This window comes from Dyadobacter luteus (genome assembly GCF_003383615.1).
Taxonomy (GTDB): Bacteria; Bacteroidota; Bacteroidia; order Cytophagales; family Spirosomataceae; genus Dyadobacter; species Dyadobacter luteus.
On sequence record NZ_QNUL01000015.1, the window covers coordinates 23994 to 39446 of the forward strand.

Sequence of the window (15453 nt, forward strand, 5' to 3'; positions counted from 1 at the left end):
ACTCACTTTGTCTTATAGCAGTCGGTATGATCATTCAGCCGCCGCCATAAATTTGTTCAGGATTTGCTGATAAGTCGTTGTTTCAGAAGCTCTTTGTTCCTCTGTCCAGTGGAGCTCTTCCGCCATCAGGACAGCCACAACAGGCAAAGCGGCCAACGTTGCTTTCCAGTCAATAATTTCCAGCCTCGTACGCCTTGCCAGAAAATCCCTCGGTGTTTCCACCATTTCATTTCTTACTGTATAAATCACTTCGGCTTTGATAAAACAATGTGCCGGAACAATCCGCTCTTTCAGGCTCGCGTCGTGCGCTGTCAGGATACAAACCTGTTCAGCCCGCGAACCATATTTTTTCACCAAATGCTGACAAACATCCACAGGCAAACCATATTGCGCAGATAGTTTCTTATAATTTTCATATTGATAACCTGCTCCGCCTGCTAACTTATGGCTTTGTGTGGTACACTCATTTCTCTGATTGAAAAGGAGATCGATCTGGTCAACAGCGTCCTTCGCCATCAGTCTGTAAGTGGTCCATTTCCCTCCGAGCAAACTCACCAAACCCGAAACAGGGTCTATCTCTACCTCATGATCCCGAAGCAGGCTTTTGGTAGATTTACTGGTCTCAGCAGAAAGCAAAGGACGAAGCCCCCCAAACCCCGCGGTCAACTTTGATATATCTATTTTCTTTTCCAGATAAGGATTGAGCGTATCAGCCAGATACTGTTTTTCTACAGCATTCAGCACAGGTTCCTGATCAATACTATCACATTCAGTATCCGTAGTACCAAGAATCATAGCTCCTTCAAACGGGATAGCAAACACGACCCTTCCATCAGAAGTCTTGGGGATCAGCATCGCGAAATCACTATTCAGTGTATCATAAGGAAGCACAGCGTGAACGCCTTTACTGGGCCGTAGCCTTTCGGGCAGAGCCGGATTCCCCATCAAACGGATATGGTCTGAAAACGGGCCTGTACAGTTCAGTACAAGTTTTGTTTTGATAGACAATGACCTTCCTGACCGTCTGTCACGAACCTGAACTGCTTTTAGTTTACCTTGTTCAGATTTATCGAATCCGGTTACCTCTACATAGTTCGCTACTACCGCGCCCGCTTCGGAGGCAGATTGCGCCAATGCAAGACAATACCGGGCGTCGTCCAGCTGACCGTCGTAGTACAAAACTGCACTGTGAATGTTGCTACGATTAAGTGTGGGTACGTCTTTAAGCAGTTCTGACTTCTTCAACCATCTGCTCTTCGGCAATGTATCATCAGAAGCGAAGCTGTCATACATTTTCAGGCCGATTGTGAAATACAAACCTTCTATCCAGGATTTTACAGGGGTAACCAAAGCCAGTGGACGAGCTAGATGCGGGGCGTTGCTTAATACCAAATGGCGCTCCTCCAGTCCATGCCGAACCTGCTTAAGCTGTGCGAAATCCAGCTTTTTGAATGCCTGTTCAAGGTAACGAACACCTCCATGAATCAGCTTGGTAGACTTGGAGGATGTTTCGGAAGCGAAATCCTGCCTGTCAATAAGAGCTACTTTGTACCCTCTCAGCGCTGCATCCAGTGCGCAACCGGCTCCGCTTGCTCCTGCTCCGATTATACAAATATCAAATTCGTCCTTTTCAAGGTTAACCAGGGATTGATTTCTATTCATACAATGAGCCTATACTGATTACAGCAGATGGTATTATCGCCGATTGCAAAAATACAAATAGAAGTGTAACGCATGGGGTGTGGAAAAAATTTATTGGTACGTAATTTGTTACTTATCTGTTATATATTGGTCTCACACTTGTTCAATGCTAAAATAAGACTAGTTTTGAATGTAAATTTTATCACTTTACTTACAAAAAACTAAAAAATTATTATGGGATTAATGTCATTTTTCAAGGGAGTTGGAGAGAAAATCTTTAAAAAAGAAGAAACTGTTGCTCCCACTCCGGAGGTTGAACCAATTCGTGCCAGTGCATTGCTTGCGCACGTGAAGGCCTTGGGACTTCCTTACAATTCCCTGACAGTAAAAACTTCCGGTGATACCGTTACAATCGAAGGTGAGGTTGCTGAACAGGCAGATGCAGAAAAAATCGCGCTTGCTGTAGGCAACGTGGAAGGTGTTGAAGTTGTAGATAATCGCTTGTCTGTAGCTACACCGACAGTCGAAGCAACGTATCATACAGTTGTGAAGGGCGACACGCTTTCTAAAATTGCCCAGACTGTTTATGGCGATATGATGAAATACCCAATTATTTTCGAAGCGAACAAACCTATGCTCACGCATCCTGATAAGATTTATCCGGGACAAGTATTGCGTATTCCTTCTTTATAATCGGTGAATATGAGCTACTCCGACGGTAGCTTGCTCTTAAAACCGAAACGCTCTAAAGGTGTTTCGGTTTTTTTGTGCTGAACCTTTCAAAACTATCCATAAACAAAAAGGACAACTCTTTTGGAGCTGCCCGTTTCGTACCGTTTGTGAGAAATTAAATTTTCTCCTTATTAATTGTTATCCTCTGCCGCAATTACGTTCAGAGAGATTTTGTGTTTCACTTCTTTGTGAAGATCAATCAGTGCTGAATAAGTACCAATAGATTTAACATCATCAACAGTAATTTTCTTACGGTCGATATCAAAACCTTTTGATTTCAGAATATCTGCAACCTGAGTGTTAGTAACACGTCCGAAGATACGGCCGCTTTCACCCACTACAGTACGGATATCGATTGTCAGGTCACCGATAGCAGATGCGATATCTTCAGCATCTTTTTTCAGTTTCTCAGCTTTGTGAGCTGCCTGACGTACGTTTTCAGCAACAATTTTGCGATTTGACGCGTTTGCCAATAAAGCAAAGCCTTGTGGGATAAGGTAGTTACGACCGTATCCTGCTTTCACAGTTACGATATCGTTCTTATATCCTACTCCAGCTATATCTGTTATAAGTATGATTTCCATTGTTCGTAGCTCTTTCTAATTTATTTCAATTGATCAGCAACGAAAGGCAATAATGCCAAATGACGTGCTCTCTTAATTGCCTGTGATACTTTACGCTGATATTTCAAGCTAGTACCTGTAAGGCGACGTGGCAAGATTTTTCCTTGCTCGTTTACAAGCTTCAGCAAAAAGTCTGGGTTCTTGTAATCGATATATTTGATACCTGCTTTTTTGAAACGGCAGTATTTTTTGCGGTTAATATTTTTCTCAACCGGTTCGTTTACGAGTGACATAGCTTATGCGTTTTCGGTTTTTGATTCAGTTGATTCTTCTTTCTTTCTTCCAACAAGACCCTTACGTTTCTTCTCGTTGTAAGCAATTGAATGCTTGTCAAGAGCGATGGTCATGAAACGCAAAACGCGCTCATCACGACGGAATTCAGTTTCCAAAACATCTACTACATTACCAGAACTAGCAGTTCCTTCAGTTGCAGTGTATTCGAAGATGTGATAAAAACCAGAATTTTTCTTCTGGATCGGATAGGCCAGCTTACGCAATCCCCAATCCTCTTCATGTACTATAGCACCACCGTTTGATGTGATGATAGCACTGAATTTTTCAACGGCGTCCTTTGCCTGGGCCTCAGACAAAATGGGAGTTAAGATGAACACCGTTTCGTATTGCTTAGACATACGGTTATTGATTAATTATAAAAAAGTTGTTAAAAATTCCTCAGTTCAATACAAATACTGAAATGAGGGTGCAAAAATAGGGCTTGAAATCTATAATTCCAAGCCCTATTTCTAATTCAAACTAAAATATATCAACTTACGCTGCTCTGACACAGCTTATTTCACGGTAAAGTCTCCCTGACCAATTTTGAAGCCTTCACTGTAGACTTCAATAGCATATTTTCCTTCCTTCATTGAAATACCACCTCTGCCATAGAAAATATCTACATTCTGGCCTGTATTGTTGAAACTGACAGTTTGCTTAGAGCTGTAAATCACCTCTCTTCCATTGAACATAAAAGAACCTGAGCCTGTAGCCATGTCCGAAAGCACTGCTCCGTCTGGATCAAGGATGCGCAGATAGATTTCCTTCTCGTTTTGTTTCGCTACAGCATTTTCAGCCAGTTTAAAATTCACTTTAAGCCTGTCGATACGCTTTGCTTTGTATTTTCCACCGTCACGTTCTTTCCCTTTGGAAGAAACTGCATTCACGGTCAGGTTCTCAGCACGTAGTGCAGATGCCAGATTCACCTTCTCGGACAGTTCACGATTAGCAGCAGAATAATTGCTTACAGAGTCGTTCAGTTTACTGCGCTCAGATTCCAGACCGCTCACCTGATCACTTAACTGCTGATTTTTCGAAGTTGCAATACCCAACTCTTGTCTCAACTGCGCAATTTCGCTGTCCTTTTGGTTCAGAACAGCCTCATAAGATTTGATTTTTTTATTGTAATCAGCTGTCGCAAATTTGTTTACATTTTTCAAATCCTGTTTATCTCTTTCCAACTGCGCCTTAAGTGCAACCAGTGAGTCTACACTTCCACCTAACTGCTGGATTTCCGCAATTCTGATATCCAGCTGAGCGGAGATAGAATCGAGTTTTGTCTTTGTAAATAAAACCTCTTCGGTTTTGGCTGTAATAATATCGTCTTTCAGATTGTTCTCTTGCTTCTCGTGGTAAATGAAATAAACCAGGACCAGATTAAGCAACAGCAATACTGCCAGTGCTGCCCAAAGCAGGGTTTTCCGATCTTGTTTTTGTTCTTGATTATAGTCCATGGAAGAGCGTTTAAATTTTAAATTAGTTGGTAAAAGAACTATGTTTTTTTCAATTTTGAAATAAGTTGCCTGTGATTTCTGGGAGCAAAACTCCAAATCGCCTCAATAATACACTAATTACCAATACGTTGATACGAAATATGTCCTCAATCGCACAGAATATTCGCAATATAGAGCTTGAAATTAAGGAAAATGTAAAGCTGGTTGCCGTAACAAAAACCAAGCCTGTCCCGGTTTTGCAGGAAACCTACGACTCAGGATTCCGCAGATTTGGCGAAAATAAGGTTCAGGAAATGACTGAAAAATACAATTTGTTGCCCAAGGATATTGAATGGCATCTGATCGGTCACCTACAAAGCAATAAGGTGAAATACATTGCTCCGTTTGTAAGTATGATCCATTCCGTGGATAGCTACAAGCTTCTGAAAGAGATCAATAAAGAAGCGCTGAAAAATGACAGAGTCATCCCCTGTCTGCTGCAGATCTTTATCGCTATGGAAGAAACCAAGTTTGGTTTATCGGAGCAGGAGGCAATTGCAATACTGACATCTGAGGAGCTGCCTGCACTTTCCAATATTAAAATCGTCGGACTAATGGGAATGGCATCCAATACAGATGATGCGGATCAGGTGAGAAAAGAATTCAGGAGCCTGAAAAACCTTTCCTACTCCTTGAAAAAATATGATGCTTCCAACGTGGAGTTAACTGAAATATCCATGGGAATGAGCGGCGATTACCTCATTGCAGCGGAAGAAGGTAGCACCTTGGTTCGTGTAGGAAGCGCGATATTCGGTAGCCGATAGAGCTAAGCTGATTTCTATCTATCCAAAACCTTCTTTACCTCATCCTGTACAAACTCAAAAGAAAGCTCGGCACAGGCCAGTCCTTCCTTACGAACAAATACCGCATTTTCCTGACTTCCATATCCTCCCGAATAAGGATTGTAACTAGAAAAAGTCACCAGTGCTCCCATCAGAATAATACCGTACGTTCCCGTTGCATTACCCAAATGTGACGGGCCGCTATCCAGACCGATAAAAAAGTTAGCGCGGCGAATCACCTCTGCGGTTTCGAGTATGGTAAGCTTGCCGCAGAGATTCGTATAAGAAGTTGTAGAGACATTCAGATTACTCTTCAAACCGATCTCTACAATCTGATAGTTATAATTGGCAGTAAGCCATTCTATCAATTGTTCCCAGCGGGCTGCTGGCCAATCCTTGGGAGCAAAGTTGGATTGACAATGTATTACAATGTATGGTTTCAGAACGCCCAGAGAATCCACTTTTAAGCGATGCTGATCCTGCAGATACAAACGGGGTTTGTCGTCACCGGCAAAGCTTTCATCAACAGGCAATAAGCCGGATGTCTTGGCAAACACATTCAGCAAATTACCAAAATTAAAGTAGTTCAGGACATTAATCCCACGCTGTTCAGCGACAGGATTGTCTGTAAATACATCACATTTAGCACACTGATTATTGTTTTTGAACTGAAGTTCGAATACCTCATCAAATACGCCAGTCTTTAGCAGTGTACGCCGCTGGGTAACACAGAACTCACCAAAAACTTCATTGATCACAGGATTGTAACTCACCAGCTCACTAAAAGCAGGTTTCACAAACCACACAATATAAGCTTCGGGGTGCAAACTGCGTACATGACGGGAAAGCGGCTCAGCAGCGACAATATCTCCAAAGTGTTCTGTCCTGATGATAGCAATCAGCTTCCGTCCTTTTTTCAGTTCACTTTTCAGAATAAGGAATTTCAGGGCAGCCATATAGCCCAGCCAGACAGCCTTAAAAATATGAGAGTACTTATGATAGCGGTGTGTCCAGAGCTGGCGAAATCGTGATATGGTCATTGAAATAAAACTTAGAATCGGGCGACCGACAATTGCCAATCGGGCACGCAAGTTAATAAAATCCCTTCAAACAGTTGGTTGATCTGGCATCTGAAAGTACCTTTGGCAGGCTGTGGGAGATGTATCATTACCACACTTCAAACCTGATAATCGCTTTATATATGAAATTTATGTTACAAGCCGGAGGCATACTCGGTGCGCTGGCAGTTGCTCTCGGTGCATTTGGAGCACATGCTTTAAAAGGAATGCTGGAAGCTTCGGGCAGAGCTGAAACCTTCGAAACTGCTGTTAAATATCAGTTTTATCACGCAATCGCCCTGGTATTGGTAGGACTTTTGATGAAAGGAGCAGGACAGGATGCGGTACGTTTACTGGGATGGTCAGGAAATGCCTTTGCTATCGGCGTAATTATTTTCTCGGGTTCCCTTTACGCCATCTGTTTTACAGGCATCACTAAATTCGGTGCCACCGCACCTATCGGCGGGCTGGCTCTGATTGTGGGATGGGTACTATTGGTCGTTGCTGCGGCGAAACTAAGTTAAAGAGGAATTAAGAATTAAAAGTGAAGAATGAATAATTCATGATCATTAGCCACACCTGAGCCCGATACTGATCGCAACAGAGGCACAGTCTTAATTCTTAATTCTTAATTCTTAATTCTTAATTCTTAATTCTTAATTCTTAATTCTTAATTCTTAATTCTTAATTCAGTTTCTCGACAGCGTAAACGGTCTTTGCGCATCGATCTTCAAAAAGACAAACAGCAAAATCGAAAATGACCATAGGGATGACCCGCCATAGCTGAAGAACGGCAAAGGTATTCCGATTACAGGCATCAGACCTATGGTCATCCCGACATTCACCATAAAGTGAAAGAAAATAATACCGGCAACGCAGTAGCCATATACCCGCGCGAAGCGGCTTCGCTGTCGTTCGGCAAGAATGACCAGCCTGGAAATAAGTAATACAAAAAGTGTCACCACTACAAGCGTTCCTGCAAACCCGTGCTCCTCACCTACTGTACAAAAGATAAAGTCGGTACTTTGCTCCGGCACAAAGTCAAACTTCGTTTGCGTTCCTTCCAGAAACCCTTTTCCTGTAAGTCCTCCTGACCCGATGGCAATTTTAGATTGAATCACGTTCCATCCGTCTCCACGAGGATCGGAATCCGGGTCAAGCAATACCATTATTCTGCCGCGCTGGTGTTTTTGAAGTACATTATTCATAAAGAAATCAACCCCGAAAACAATCCCGATCATCACACCCGCCACCAGAATTGTAGCCCATAGCCCTCCTCTTCTGCGGGTCATTACAGGCATCAGCCAGATCACCAATCCTGCGATAATAACAATCACCCCGGCGATGTACCATTTTACAAATAGCAAAGTGATGATCAGCAGTGCAGCAGCGATCATACCAATAGCAGGAATAATGCCCGGCATTCCTTCCCTATACAGCACAATAGCAAACGAAGCAAAAACGAGCATTGATCCTGTTTCATTAGACAAGAGAATGAGCAATGCGGGAAGCGCAATAATACCAATGATCGGATAGTAATCCTTTAGTTTACGGTTCAGACTTATAACCGGATCGCTCAGGTACTTGGATATAGCCAAGCTGATTGCCAGCTTGGAAAACTCTGCCGGCTGTAGAGAGAAGGCTCCTAACTTGATCCAGGACCGGGACCCGTTGATATTGGATCCTGCAAAGAGAACAACCACGAGCAAAAAGATGACTATCGCATATATGATGAAGGAAAACGTTTCGTAAAACTTATAATCAATCACCAAAATACAGGTAATCAGAATCGCAGCTGTTCCAATCCACATCAGCTGTTTACCTGCGTTGTTAGACAAATCGAACATGCTGGTATTTACTTCCGGATTATATACTGCTGCATAGATATTTATCCAGCCTATCGCAAGACAAGCCAGGTAAATCAAGACAACCACCCAATCCACATTTTTGGTTATGGGCTTACCCTCAGGTTTCTCTTTCAAACTAATAATGATTTAAGATCTATTTCTTCAGAAGACTATTACTTTCCGGCGCTTTTTTCCGCAACGTATCGGATTTCAGCATCGCGCGTTGTTCAGGAGTCAGTACCACCTTGTTGAGCAGGTTCAGCTCCATCATCCTTTTCTCCAATGCCTTGTTGGTCACTTTACCAGTCAGGTATTTTTCCATAATAAGGCCTGCAATAGGTGCAGCAGCCTGCCCTCCGAATCCTCCGTTCTCCACAAATACTGCAATAGCAATTTTAGGATTCTCAACCGGAGCGAAACCGATAAAAATAGAGTGATCGTCTCCCTTTTTGTTTTGAGAGGTACCTGTTTTCCCTGCAACAGTAATACCTTCGATACGCGCACTTTTAGCTGTACCAGACTGGATAGCTCCGATCATACCTTCAATGACGGGTGCAAAATGCCGGGCATCCACATTCGTTTCACGGCGTGTCGTGTACATCGGATCCAATTTCTTTTGGTCCCCCACTCCGTGAATAACATGAGGTGTATAAAAATAACCCTTGTTCGCTATAATAGCTGCCACGTTGGCCATCTTCAATGGTGTAATCAAAATCTCACCTTCACCAATACTGATTGAGTAAATATTAGAGAACTTCCAGGCGTTTTCGCCATATATCTTATCGTAGTATTTTTTATCAGGAAGGTTTCCTTTACGCTCACTGGGCAGATCAATCCCAAGCTGCTGACCAATCCCGAACTTACTAACCCGAGTATGCCAGTCTTCGAGCCCGGCTGCAGATGCTTTGAAAGTATTGGAGATCTTATTGTTATAAATTACCCGCCGGAACAAGTGATAAAAATACGGGTTACATGAATGCGTCACCCCCAACGCAATCGATGTAGTTGCAGCGTGGTTGTGGCACCCTACCGGACAATTGGCATGACTGAATCCCGATCCGGGAGTTACGACCCCTTCCTGCAAACCTACCAATGCCTGTATGAGCTTAAACGTCGATCCGGGACGGTAACTTGCCATGACCGGTCTGTTGAACAAAGGTTTAAAAGGATTTCTTACCAGAGCTGAATAGTTTTTCGAGAAAAACCTGCTGGCCAATATATTTGGATCGTAGGTTGGAGCCGAAACCATGGATATAATTTGCCCTGTTGAAGGCTCAATGGCAACAACACTCCCCACCTTATGTCCCATCAGACTATCAGCATATTGCTGCGTTTCCAAATCAATTCCGGAATAGAGATTGCTTCCGGCTACTGCCATCGTATCCAGTTCGCCACCTTTCCAGGGTCCCTTGTATACTCCGGCCACATTTTGCATCACGAACTTCGTACCGCGTTTCCCTCTCAGTTCATTCTCATATATTTTCTCTACCCCACTCTGACCAATGTAATCACTTTGCCTGTAATAGGGTTCCTCCTGCGCATCCAGCTGCTTCTTGGTGATCTCACTCACATACCCGAGCGTGTTCGCCAGCGTAGGAGCCGTATACGTACGCAAAGAGCTCTTGACAAACTGAAACCCGGAGTAATCCACCATCACATCCTGAATCGATGCAAAATCCTCTTTGGAAAGCTGCCGCAGAAATACAGATGGCTTATTACGGCTGTACACACTTGCCACATTCATTAAGCTGTCAAACTCCCTTCGTTCAATACCTAACACCCTGCAAAAACGAAGCGTATCCTCCACCTTCGCTTTTCTTGGAGTAACCATTAAATCGTAAACAGGGGTGTTATAAACAATCAGCTTTCCATTCCGGTCATAGATCTGACCGCGAAAAGGAATTTCAATTACACGTTTGATGGAGTTGCTTGATGAAACTATAGAATAGCTCTCATCCAATACCTGTAGGTAAAAAAGTCGGGCGAGATAAATCAACCCTACAATAGCAAAAAATCCAATGATGACGAAGCGTCGGTTTTCAAGCATTCTGCACTAATAATCCTGTTCTCTCAATTTTTACGCGAAGTTCGTGATATCAAAAGACTTATCAAAGACAGGTTCGTGGCTTTATCAAGGAATTTAAACACAATTTTCGCAATACTGTAAAACCGTTAACGCACTGGTTAAAATTATAGAAATCACTCCCCTTTGGCCACAACCATTACCACATCTTCTTTGTCTATTGTAACGGCTCCTTCGGGCATTCCTTTCAATTTTCTCACATATTTTTTGGCCGTTACAATCACCGGACACAAACTATCATTCTTTCTTTTGGAATAAAATGCAGCAAGCTCGGCAGCTCTTTCGATCACCGGCGCCGGGAAGTTTTTACCGGGTTGCTTTTTGATCACAACATGGGAGCCACTTACATCTCTGGCATGCAGCCATAAATCTTCTTTTGAAGCATACTGCCTGGTAAGCAAGTCGTTGTTTTTGGCATTTCTACCAACGAGTATCACATACCCCATATACTCTACCTTTTTGAAAAGCTCGGCTGCCGGTACACTTCCTTTCGGTGCTGCACCGGTCAATCCATTTGCTTTAATGTAAGTACGCAATTCCCTGAGCAACTCTATGGTATTGATTGATGCAAGGTGTCCGGCAATTTGTATCTTCTCTTCCTCCCTTGCGGCCAGGTTTTCATTCAACCTGTCAATCTCAATTTTTTCGTTCTTAGATTTACGGTAATAGCCCTCAGCATTTTTCTGTGGCGTGAGGTCCTTTTTCAGTTTGATGCGAATAGGCTGATCTCTGTAAAAATCATATAATTCAACTGACTCCGCTCTCGCCGGGATCTGATGCAAATTGGCCATAATGATGTTTGCCAGCTCGTCATTCCTGATCGCACTTTCCAGCTCAACAAGTTTGCTGAATGTATTTTCCAGAAAACTTTCCGTTTGCCGCAACCTCTTGTTTAATATCCTGATAATTTCTCCTTTTTCCTTCTCAATTCCTGTAAGACGGATAAAGGCATAATAAAAAGCATTCAAAGCTTCGATCGGATCTGTATATGTCGCTTTTACTTCTCCTAAGGGAAGAAAAGAAAGAGCAGTAACGTGCTCGTATTGAACAAGATAAAAAGTGTCATTATTCAGTTCAGCAAGCACAGACTGTATGATTTCCCAACGTGCCTCGGGTTCTGTAGCTTCGCTAAGCTGAGCCTTTAAATAATTATTGATCTGTTTTCCGAAAGTTGGGAATAATGCTTCGTGCCTAAGGTTCTGCTCCACATAAGCTTCGAAACTTTGCTCAATAGGTCGGTTAAAATCATGTAGTGTAAGCTGATGATCAGCTCCGAGTTTATTGTTAAAAACTTCCGAAACAGCTCCATGAGAATCAAAAGCAATCAGATTCGAACGATTTCCATACATTTTAAAAACAAGCGTATTCCCATTTTCAAAATTCACAGCAAACGCTCTTTCGTTCTGAAAAGTAGCGACAGAAGCAATCCTGAGGCCTTCAAATCTTGCGAAAAGATTGACACTGTTTTTACGGGCCCGATCAAATTTTTCAGGAAAGCTCAAACTCGAAAAATCAGATCGCATCATCGCTTTTATAAAAAACGGATTTTCCAGCGAATCTTCGGAGTAAGCGTTCGCAAAGACAAGAACCAATTCGTCCTTTTCCTGACTGAAAGTTTCAACAAGTAATTTTCCAGTCAGTTCTTTATTCAGACGGGGAACCAGCTTTTTTAGAAAATAATAATTCTGATGCAATTTGTTATTGTATTTAAAAACAGCGGACTTCTCCCCTGCTTTATCCGGAAATCAATTTGACAATGAATGCAGTAAAACTGCTTCTTCCTTTTTTACTTCTTCCAGAAGCCCTGCATCCGTCAGCCATTGTTCGTTATAATAGGTATTGAGGTACCGTTCTCCCGAATCGCAGATCAGTGTTACAATCGAACCCTTTTCGCCCTGCTTTTGCATTTGCCCGGCAAGCTTCAGCACACCCCAGAAATTTGTTCCTGTTGATCCGCCTACTTTTTTGTTCAGCAAGTGACTAAGCACTCTCATCGCAGCCAGACTTCCGGCATCCGGCACTCTGATCATATGATCTACCACACTGGGTAAAAACGAGGGCTCTACTCTTGGACGTCCTATGCCTTCAATCCGGGAGCCGTATGGGCTGCAAAGTGTCTGATCCCGTTGCTGCCAATAGTCGTAGAAAACAGAGTTTTCCGGATCAACTACAGCTATTTGAGTTGAATGGCATTCATACCGCACGTATCTTCCCAGCGTTGCAGAAGTACCTCCCGTACCGGCTCCTGTCACAATCCAGTTCGGTACAGGATATTTTTCGTGTTGCATCTGCCTGAAAATCGATTCTGCAATGTTGTTGTTCCCGCGCCAGTCTGTTGCGCGTTCGGCAAATGTAAACTGATCCATGAAATGCCCGCCCGTCTCCCTGGCAATTGCGTGAGAAACCTCGTATACTTCAGCGGGATGATCCACAAAATGACATTTCCCTCCATAAAATTCGATAGCCTGAATCTTGTCTGTACTTGTAGCTTTGGGCATCACAGCGATGAACGGCAAGCCGAGTAATCGGGCGAAATAGGCCTCCGATACGGCGGTAGAACCACTCGACGCTTCAACAATGGTGGTTCCTTCATGCACCCATCCATTGCATAGCGCATATAGAAAAAGAGATCGGGCAAGCCGGTGTTTGAGGCTTCCTGAGGGGTGCGTCGACTCGTCTTTGAAATAAAAATCTATATCTGAAAATCCGGGTAGTTTCACGAATACCAGATGCGTATCCGCAGAACGCTGATAGTCAGCTTCTATTATTGAAACTGCATTACTTAACCAGGATGTGCCTTTGCTTATTTTGTTTGCTGAATATTCCACTTGCAGAACGATATTTTCTACAAAGATGAAATCATCCTGCACAGGATACAAGAAAACAACGGTTTCAAACGATCATAGTCTGGGTTTTCCCGCTCAGAATCAGTTGGGAATATACAACGACCTTCCCCTTCCACTCCATTTTCTGTGATAGGTTACTCCTTTGTATACAATGATGTCAGCATTTTGATGCTCAGAAACGATGCAGTCCGGACGAAAATCTTTGTCTTCCAGCGAAACAGAAGGATTTCTGACCATTACGTGACCAAATCGCCGCCCTTCCTTTTTGATTGCATATTGATACGCGTAGTCATGGCTATATTCTTCAAAATCAAATCCGATATTTTGAGCGTTAACAGTATCAATCAACGCTACCATTTCCTGGATTTCCGGCCAATTCTCTCCCCAGAGCATTTCTCCCGGGGTACTCTCCAAAATACTTTTTTGCTTAAGATTATAGAGTTTTTCCGGTTGAATATTAAGCTGAAGTGGTTTATTAATCACCGGGAAAACTTCTTCAAAAAACCACCTGGTGGAAAGCAAAGGATGCGTCGAACTCAATAAGGCAAACGGCAATGCGTTCAACCAGAGTGTCAGAATGAGTATTTTTTGGATAATACCATTCAGCATGGAATATAAAAGACCAATGGCCGGGGCCATCAGCATAAAGAAAGGCAGATGAATCCTGGATCCGTAAACCTGATAGCCAATGAAATAGCAAAAGAACAGGAAAGCAAAAAATGTGAGCGACCAATACAGCTTGCTCTGGAAGTTCATAATTCCAAATGGCAAAGCCAGCATTCCGAAAAGAATAAGCCACATCGCAAGAAAATTGTGGGCAAAGTCTTCATTGAAATTCAGCTTATTCATTTTGAAAGGCATCCCTGCAGACGGCGAGTCGAGCGGAATACCCAGTCTGTCATGAAAATCCGTAAGAACCTGTTGCAGATATCCATTGTAGCGGTCGCCGGGAGAGACAAATCCCAGATGCAGAAATACATGTTTGGACACTGAAGAAGCAAACACACGGTGATCTCTGGTATCATTCTGATTCCCAGAGCTCATTGTCCCGATCGGGCTCTGGAAAATCTTAAATGTACGGTACCAGAAAGGACCATTTGATAACAAAGTCAGCATTACAACCATCAAACCTGTGGTTACAAGGACATTCCAGTACCCACGTTTCAACAAAACAACCAGAAAATACAATGCAAAAGGTAGTGTATAGAAAACAAACGTCCCTTTTGTCATGATTCCCATCGCTACGGCAATCGCCAGGAGAAAAAGGTCTGTTTTGAGACTGTATTTCAGAAAGCTGAATATGTAATAAACCGCGGCAATTATGAAGAAAGAGACAACCAGATCATTTTGTGTAGTCATCGCTTCAAGCACACCAATAGGTACAGTGATGGCAAAACAAAGAGCCATTTTCATGGCAGAAGTACTGCCGCCCAACAGTGCAATGAGCATTGATACATAAAACAAAATTCCGGTAAATGACAGCCATTGCAAAAGCTGAAAATAACGGTCACCTCCCGACAATGCAAAAGTGTGTAAATGAACATACTCCGACAACGGAGCAAAGGATATGGCGCGCTCAATATGAGAGGCGTAGTGTTCCACGTGCCCACTCTGTAGCCAGTAACCCAGGCGGCTCAAATGATAGCAAAGAGAATCAATATTATTAGGCTTTGCCACAATGGCAACGACAAGCGTAATAGTCAGTACAGAAAACAGCACAACCTGCGTGAGACTGCCCAGAGACTGCCGGAATGCTGCGAATCTGCCGGCCCACAATCGAGGCAAATCAGCAAACCGAACTTCATTTTTTCTTTGTAAATTAAAACACCACCACCCGAGCGCACAATTCAGAAACAGCCAAGAAACCGTAATTCCTGTCTTAGTAATTGCATCAAAAAAACTCAGAAACTCAGTGGATAAGGCAATAAAAAGAAACAAACCGAACGCCATTGACAAAAGGGAACGCCGGAGAGGGTAATTAGCATTTATATGAAAAGCCATGAAACTACCCGCTGTGCCCAGCAAGATCGCTATGGGTAAAAGAAGTATCATTAATTACTGAGTAGAGGTAT

The 15453-nt window shown here is 43.0% G+C and carries 14 protein-coding genes; 3 read left to right on the forward strand and 11 right to left on the reverse strand.

Features of this window, described 5'->3' with window-relative positions:
- Positions 1-30: 30 nt before the first annotated feature.
- Entirely contained in the window at positions 31-1662 is a 1632-nt protein-coding gene (locus tag DSL64_RS17505) for a glycerol-3-phosphate dehydrogenase/oxidase (RefSeq protein WP_115832222.1), read from the reverse strand.
- Positions 1663-1875: 213 nt separating this feature from the next.
- Here DSL64_RS17505 and lysM point away from each other — a divergent pair, with 213 nt between their 5' ends.
- The gene (gene lysM / locus DSL64_RS17510) at positions 1876-2334 is read left to right on the forward strand and encodes a peptidoglycan-binding protein LysM (protein WP_115832223.1); all 459 of its coding nucleotides are present in this window, start codon (positions 1876-1878) and stop codon (positions 2332-2334) included.
- A gap of 170 nt (positions 2335-2504) precedes the next feature.
- Here the strand turns inward: lysM and rplI are convergent, their stop codons facing one another.
- From rplI to DSL64_RS17530, 4 genes are all read right to left on the reverse strand, one after another.
- Positions 2505-2957, reverse strand: coding sequence for a 50S ribosomal protein L9 (gene rplI / locus DSL64_RS17515; protein ID WP_115832224.1), 453 nt, complete (start codon positions 2955-2957; stop codon positions 2505-2507).
- A 20-nt stretch (positions 2958-2977) separates the two neighbouring features.
- Positions 2978-3229 carry a 30S ribosomal protein S18 gene (rpsR, locus tag DSL64_RS17520; protein ID WP_015811483.1) on the reverse strand — a complete coding sequence of 84 codons (252 nt, stop codon included), beginning with the start codon at positions 3227-3229 and terminating at the stop codon, positions 2978-2980.
- A gap of 3 nt (positions 3230-3232) precedes the next feature.
- Entirely contained in the window at positions 3233-3628 is a 396-nt protein-coding gene (gene rpsF / locus DSL64_RS17525; RefSeq protein ID WP_115832225.1) for a 30S ribosomal protein S6, read from the reverse strand.
- Between the two features lie 156 nt (positions 3629-3784).
- The gene (locus DSL64_RS17530) at positions 3785-4726 is read right to left on the reverse strand and encodes a DUF8428 domain-containing protein (protein ID WP_115832226.1); all 942 of its coding nucleotides are present in this window, start codon (positions 4724-4726) and stop codon (positions 3785-3787) included.
- 140 nt (positions 4727-4866) lie between these two features.
- Between DSL64_RS17530 and DSL64_RS17535 the strand changes: the two genes are divergently transcribed.
- Positions 4867-5529, forward strand: coding sequence for a YggS family pyridoxal phosphate-dependent enzyme (locus DSL64_RS17535; RefSeq protein ID WP_115832227.1), 663 nt, complete (start codon positions 4867-4869; stop codon positions 5527-5529).
- A gap of 14 nt (positions 5530-5543) precedes the next feature.
- Here the strand turns inward: DSL64_RS17535 and DSL64_RS17540 are convergent, their stop codons facing one another.
- Positions 5544-6587, reverse strand: coding sequence for a glycosyltransferase family 9 protein (locus DSL64_RS17540; RefSeq protein ID WP_115832228.1), 1044 nt, complete (start codon positions 6585-6587; stop codon positions 5544-5546).
- Between the two features lie 161 nt (positions 6588-6748).
- On the opposite strand from DSL64_RS17540, the gene DSL64_RS17545 reads away from it, so the two are divergent.
- Positions 6749-7129, forward strand: coding sequence for a DUF423 domain-containing protein (locus DSL64_RS17545; RefSeq protein WP_115832229.1), 381 nt, complete (start codon positions 6749-6751; stop codon positions 7127-7129).
- 165 nt (positions 7130-7294) lie between these two features.
- Here the strand turns inward: DSL64_RS17545 and rodA are convergent, their stop codons facing one another.
- From rodA to DSL64_RS17570, 5 genes are all read right to left on the reverse strand, one after another.
- On the reverse strand, positions 7295-8587 hold the full coding sequence (gene rodA, locus DSL64_RS17550; protein ID WP_115832230.1) for a rod shape-determining protein RodA: 1293 nt from the start codon (positions 8585-8587) through the stop codon (positions 7295-7297).
- 19 nt (positions 8588-8606) lie between these two features.
- Complete coding sequence (locus tag DSL64_RS17555; RefSeq protein WP_115832231.1) at positions 8607-10499, reverse strand: penicillin-binding transpeptidase domain-containing protein; 1893 nt, start codon at positions 10497-10499, stop codon at positions 8607-8609.
- A gap of 152 nt (positions 10500-10651) precedes the next feature.
- Positions 10652-12229, reverse strand: coding sequence for an NFACT RNA binding domain-containing protein (locus tag DSL64_RS17560; protein WP_115832232.1), 1578 nt, complete (start codon positions 12227-12229; stop codon positions 10652-10654).
- Between the two features lie 51 nt (positions 12230-12280).
- Positions 12281-13363, reverse strand: a complete 1083-nt coding sequence (locus DSL64_RS17565) for a PLP-dependent cysteine synthase family protein (RefSeq protein WP_229217126.1) — start codon at positions 13361-13363, stop codon at positions 12281-12283.
- Positions 13364-13462: 99 nt separating this feature from the next.
- Entirely contained in the window at positions 13463-15433 is a 1971-nt protein-coding gene (locus DSL64_RS17570; protein ID WP_147300381.1) for a glycosyltransferase family protein, read from the reverse strand.
- Between the last annotated feature and the right edge of the window lie 20 nt (positions 15434-15453).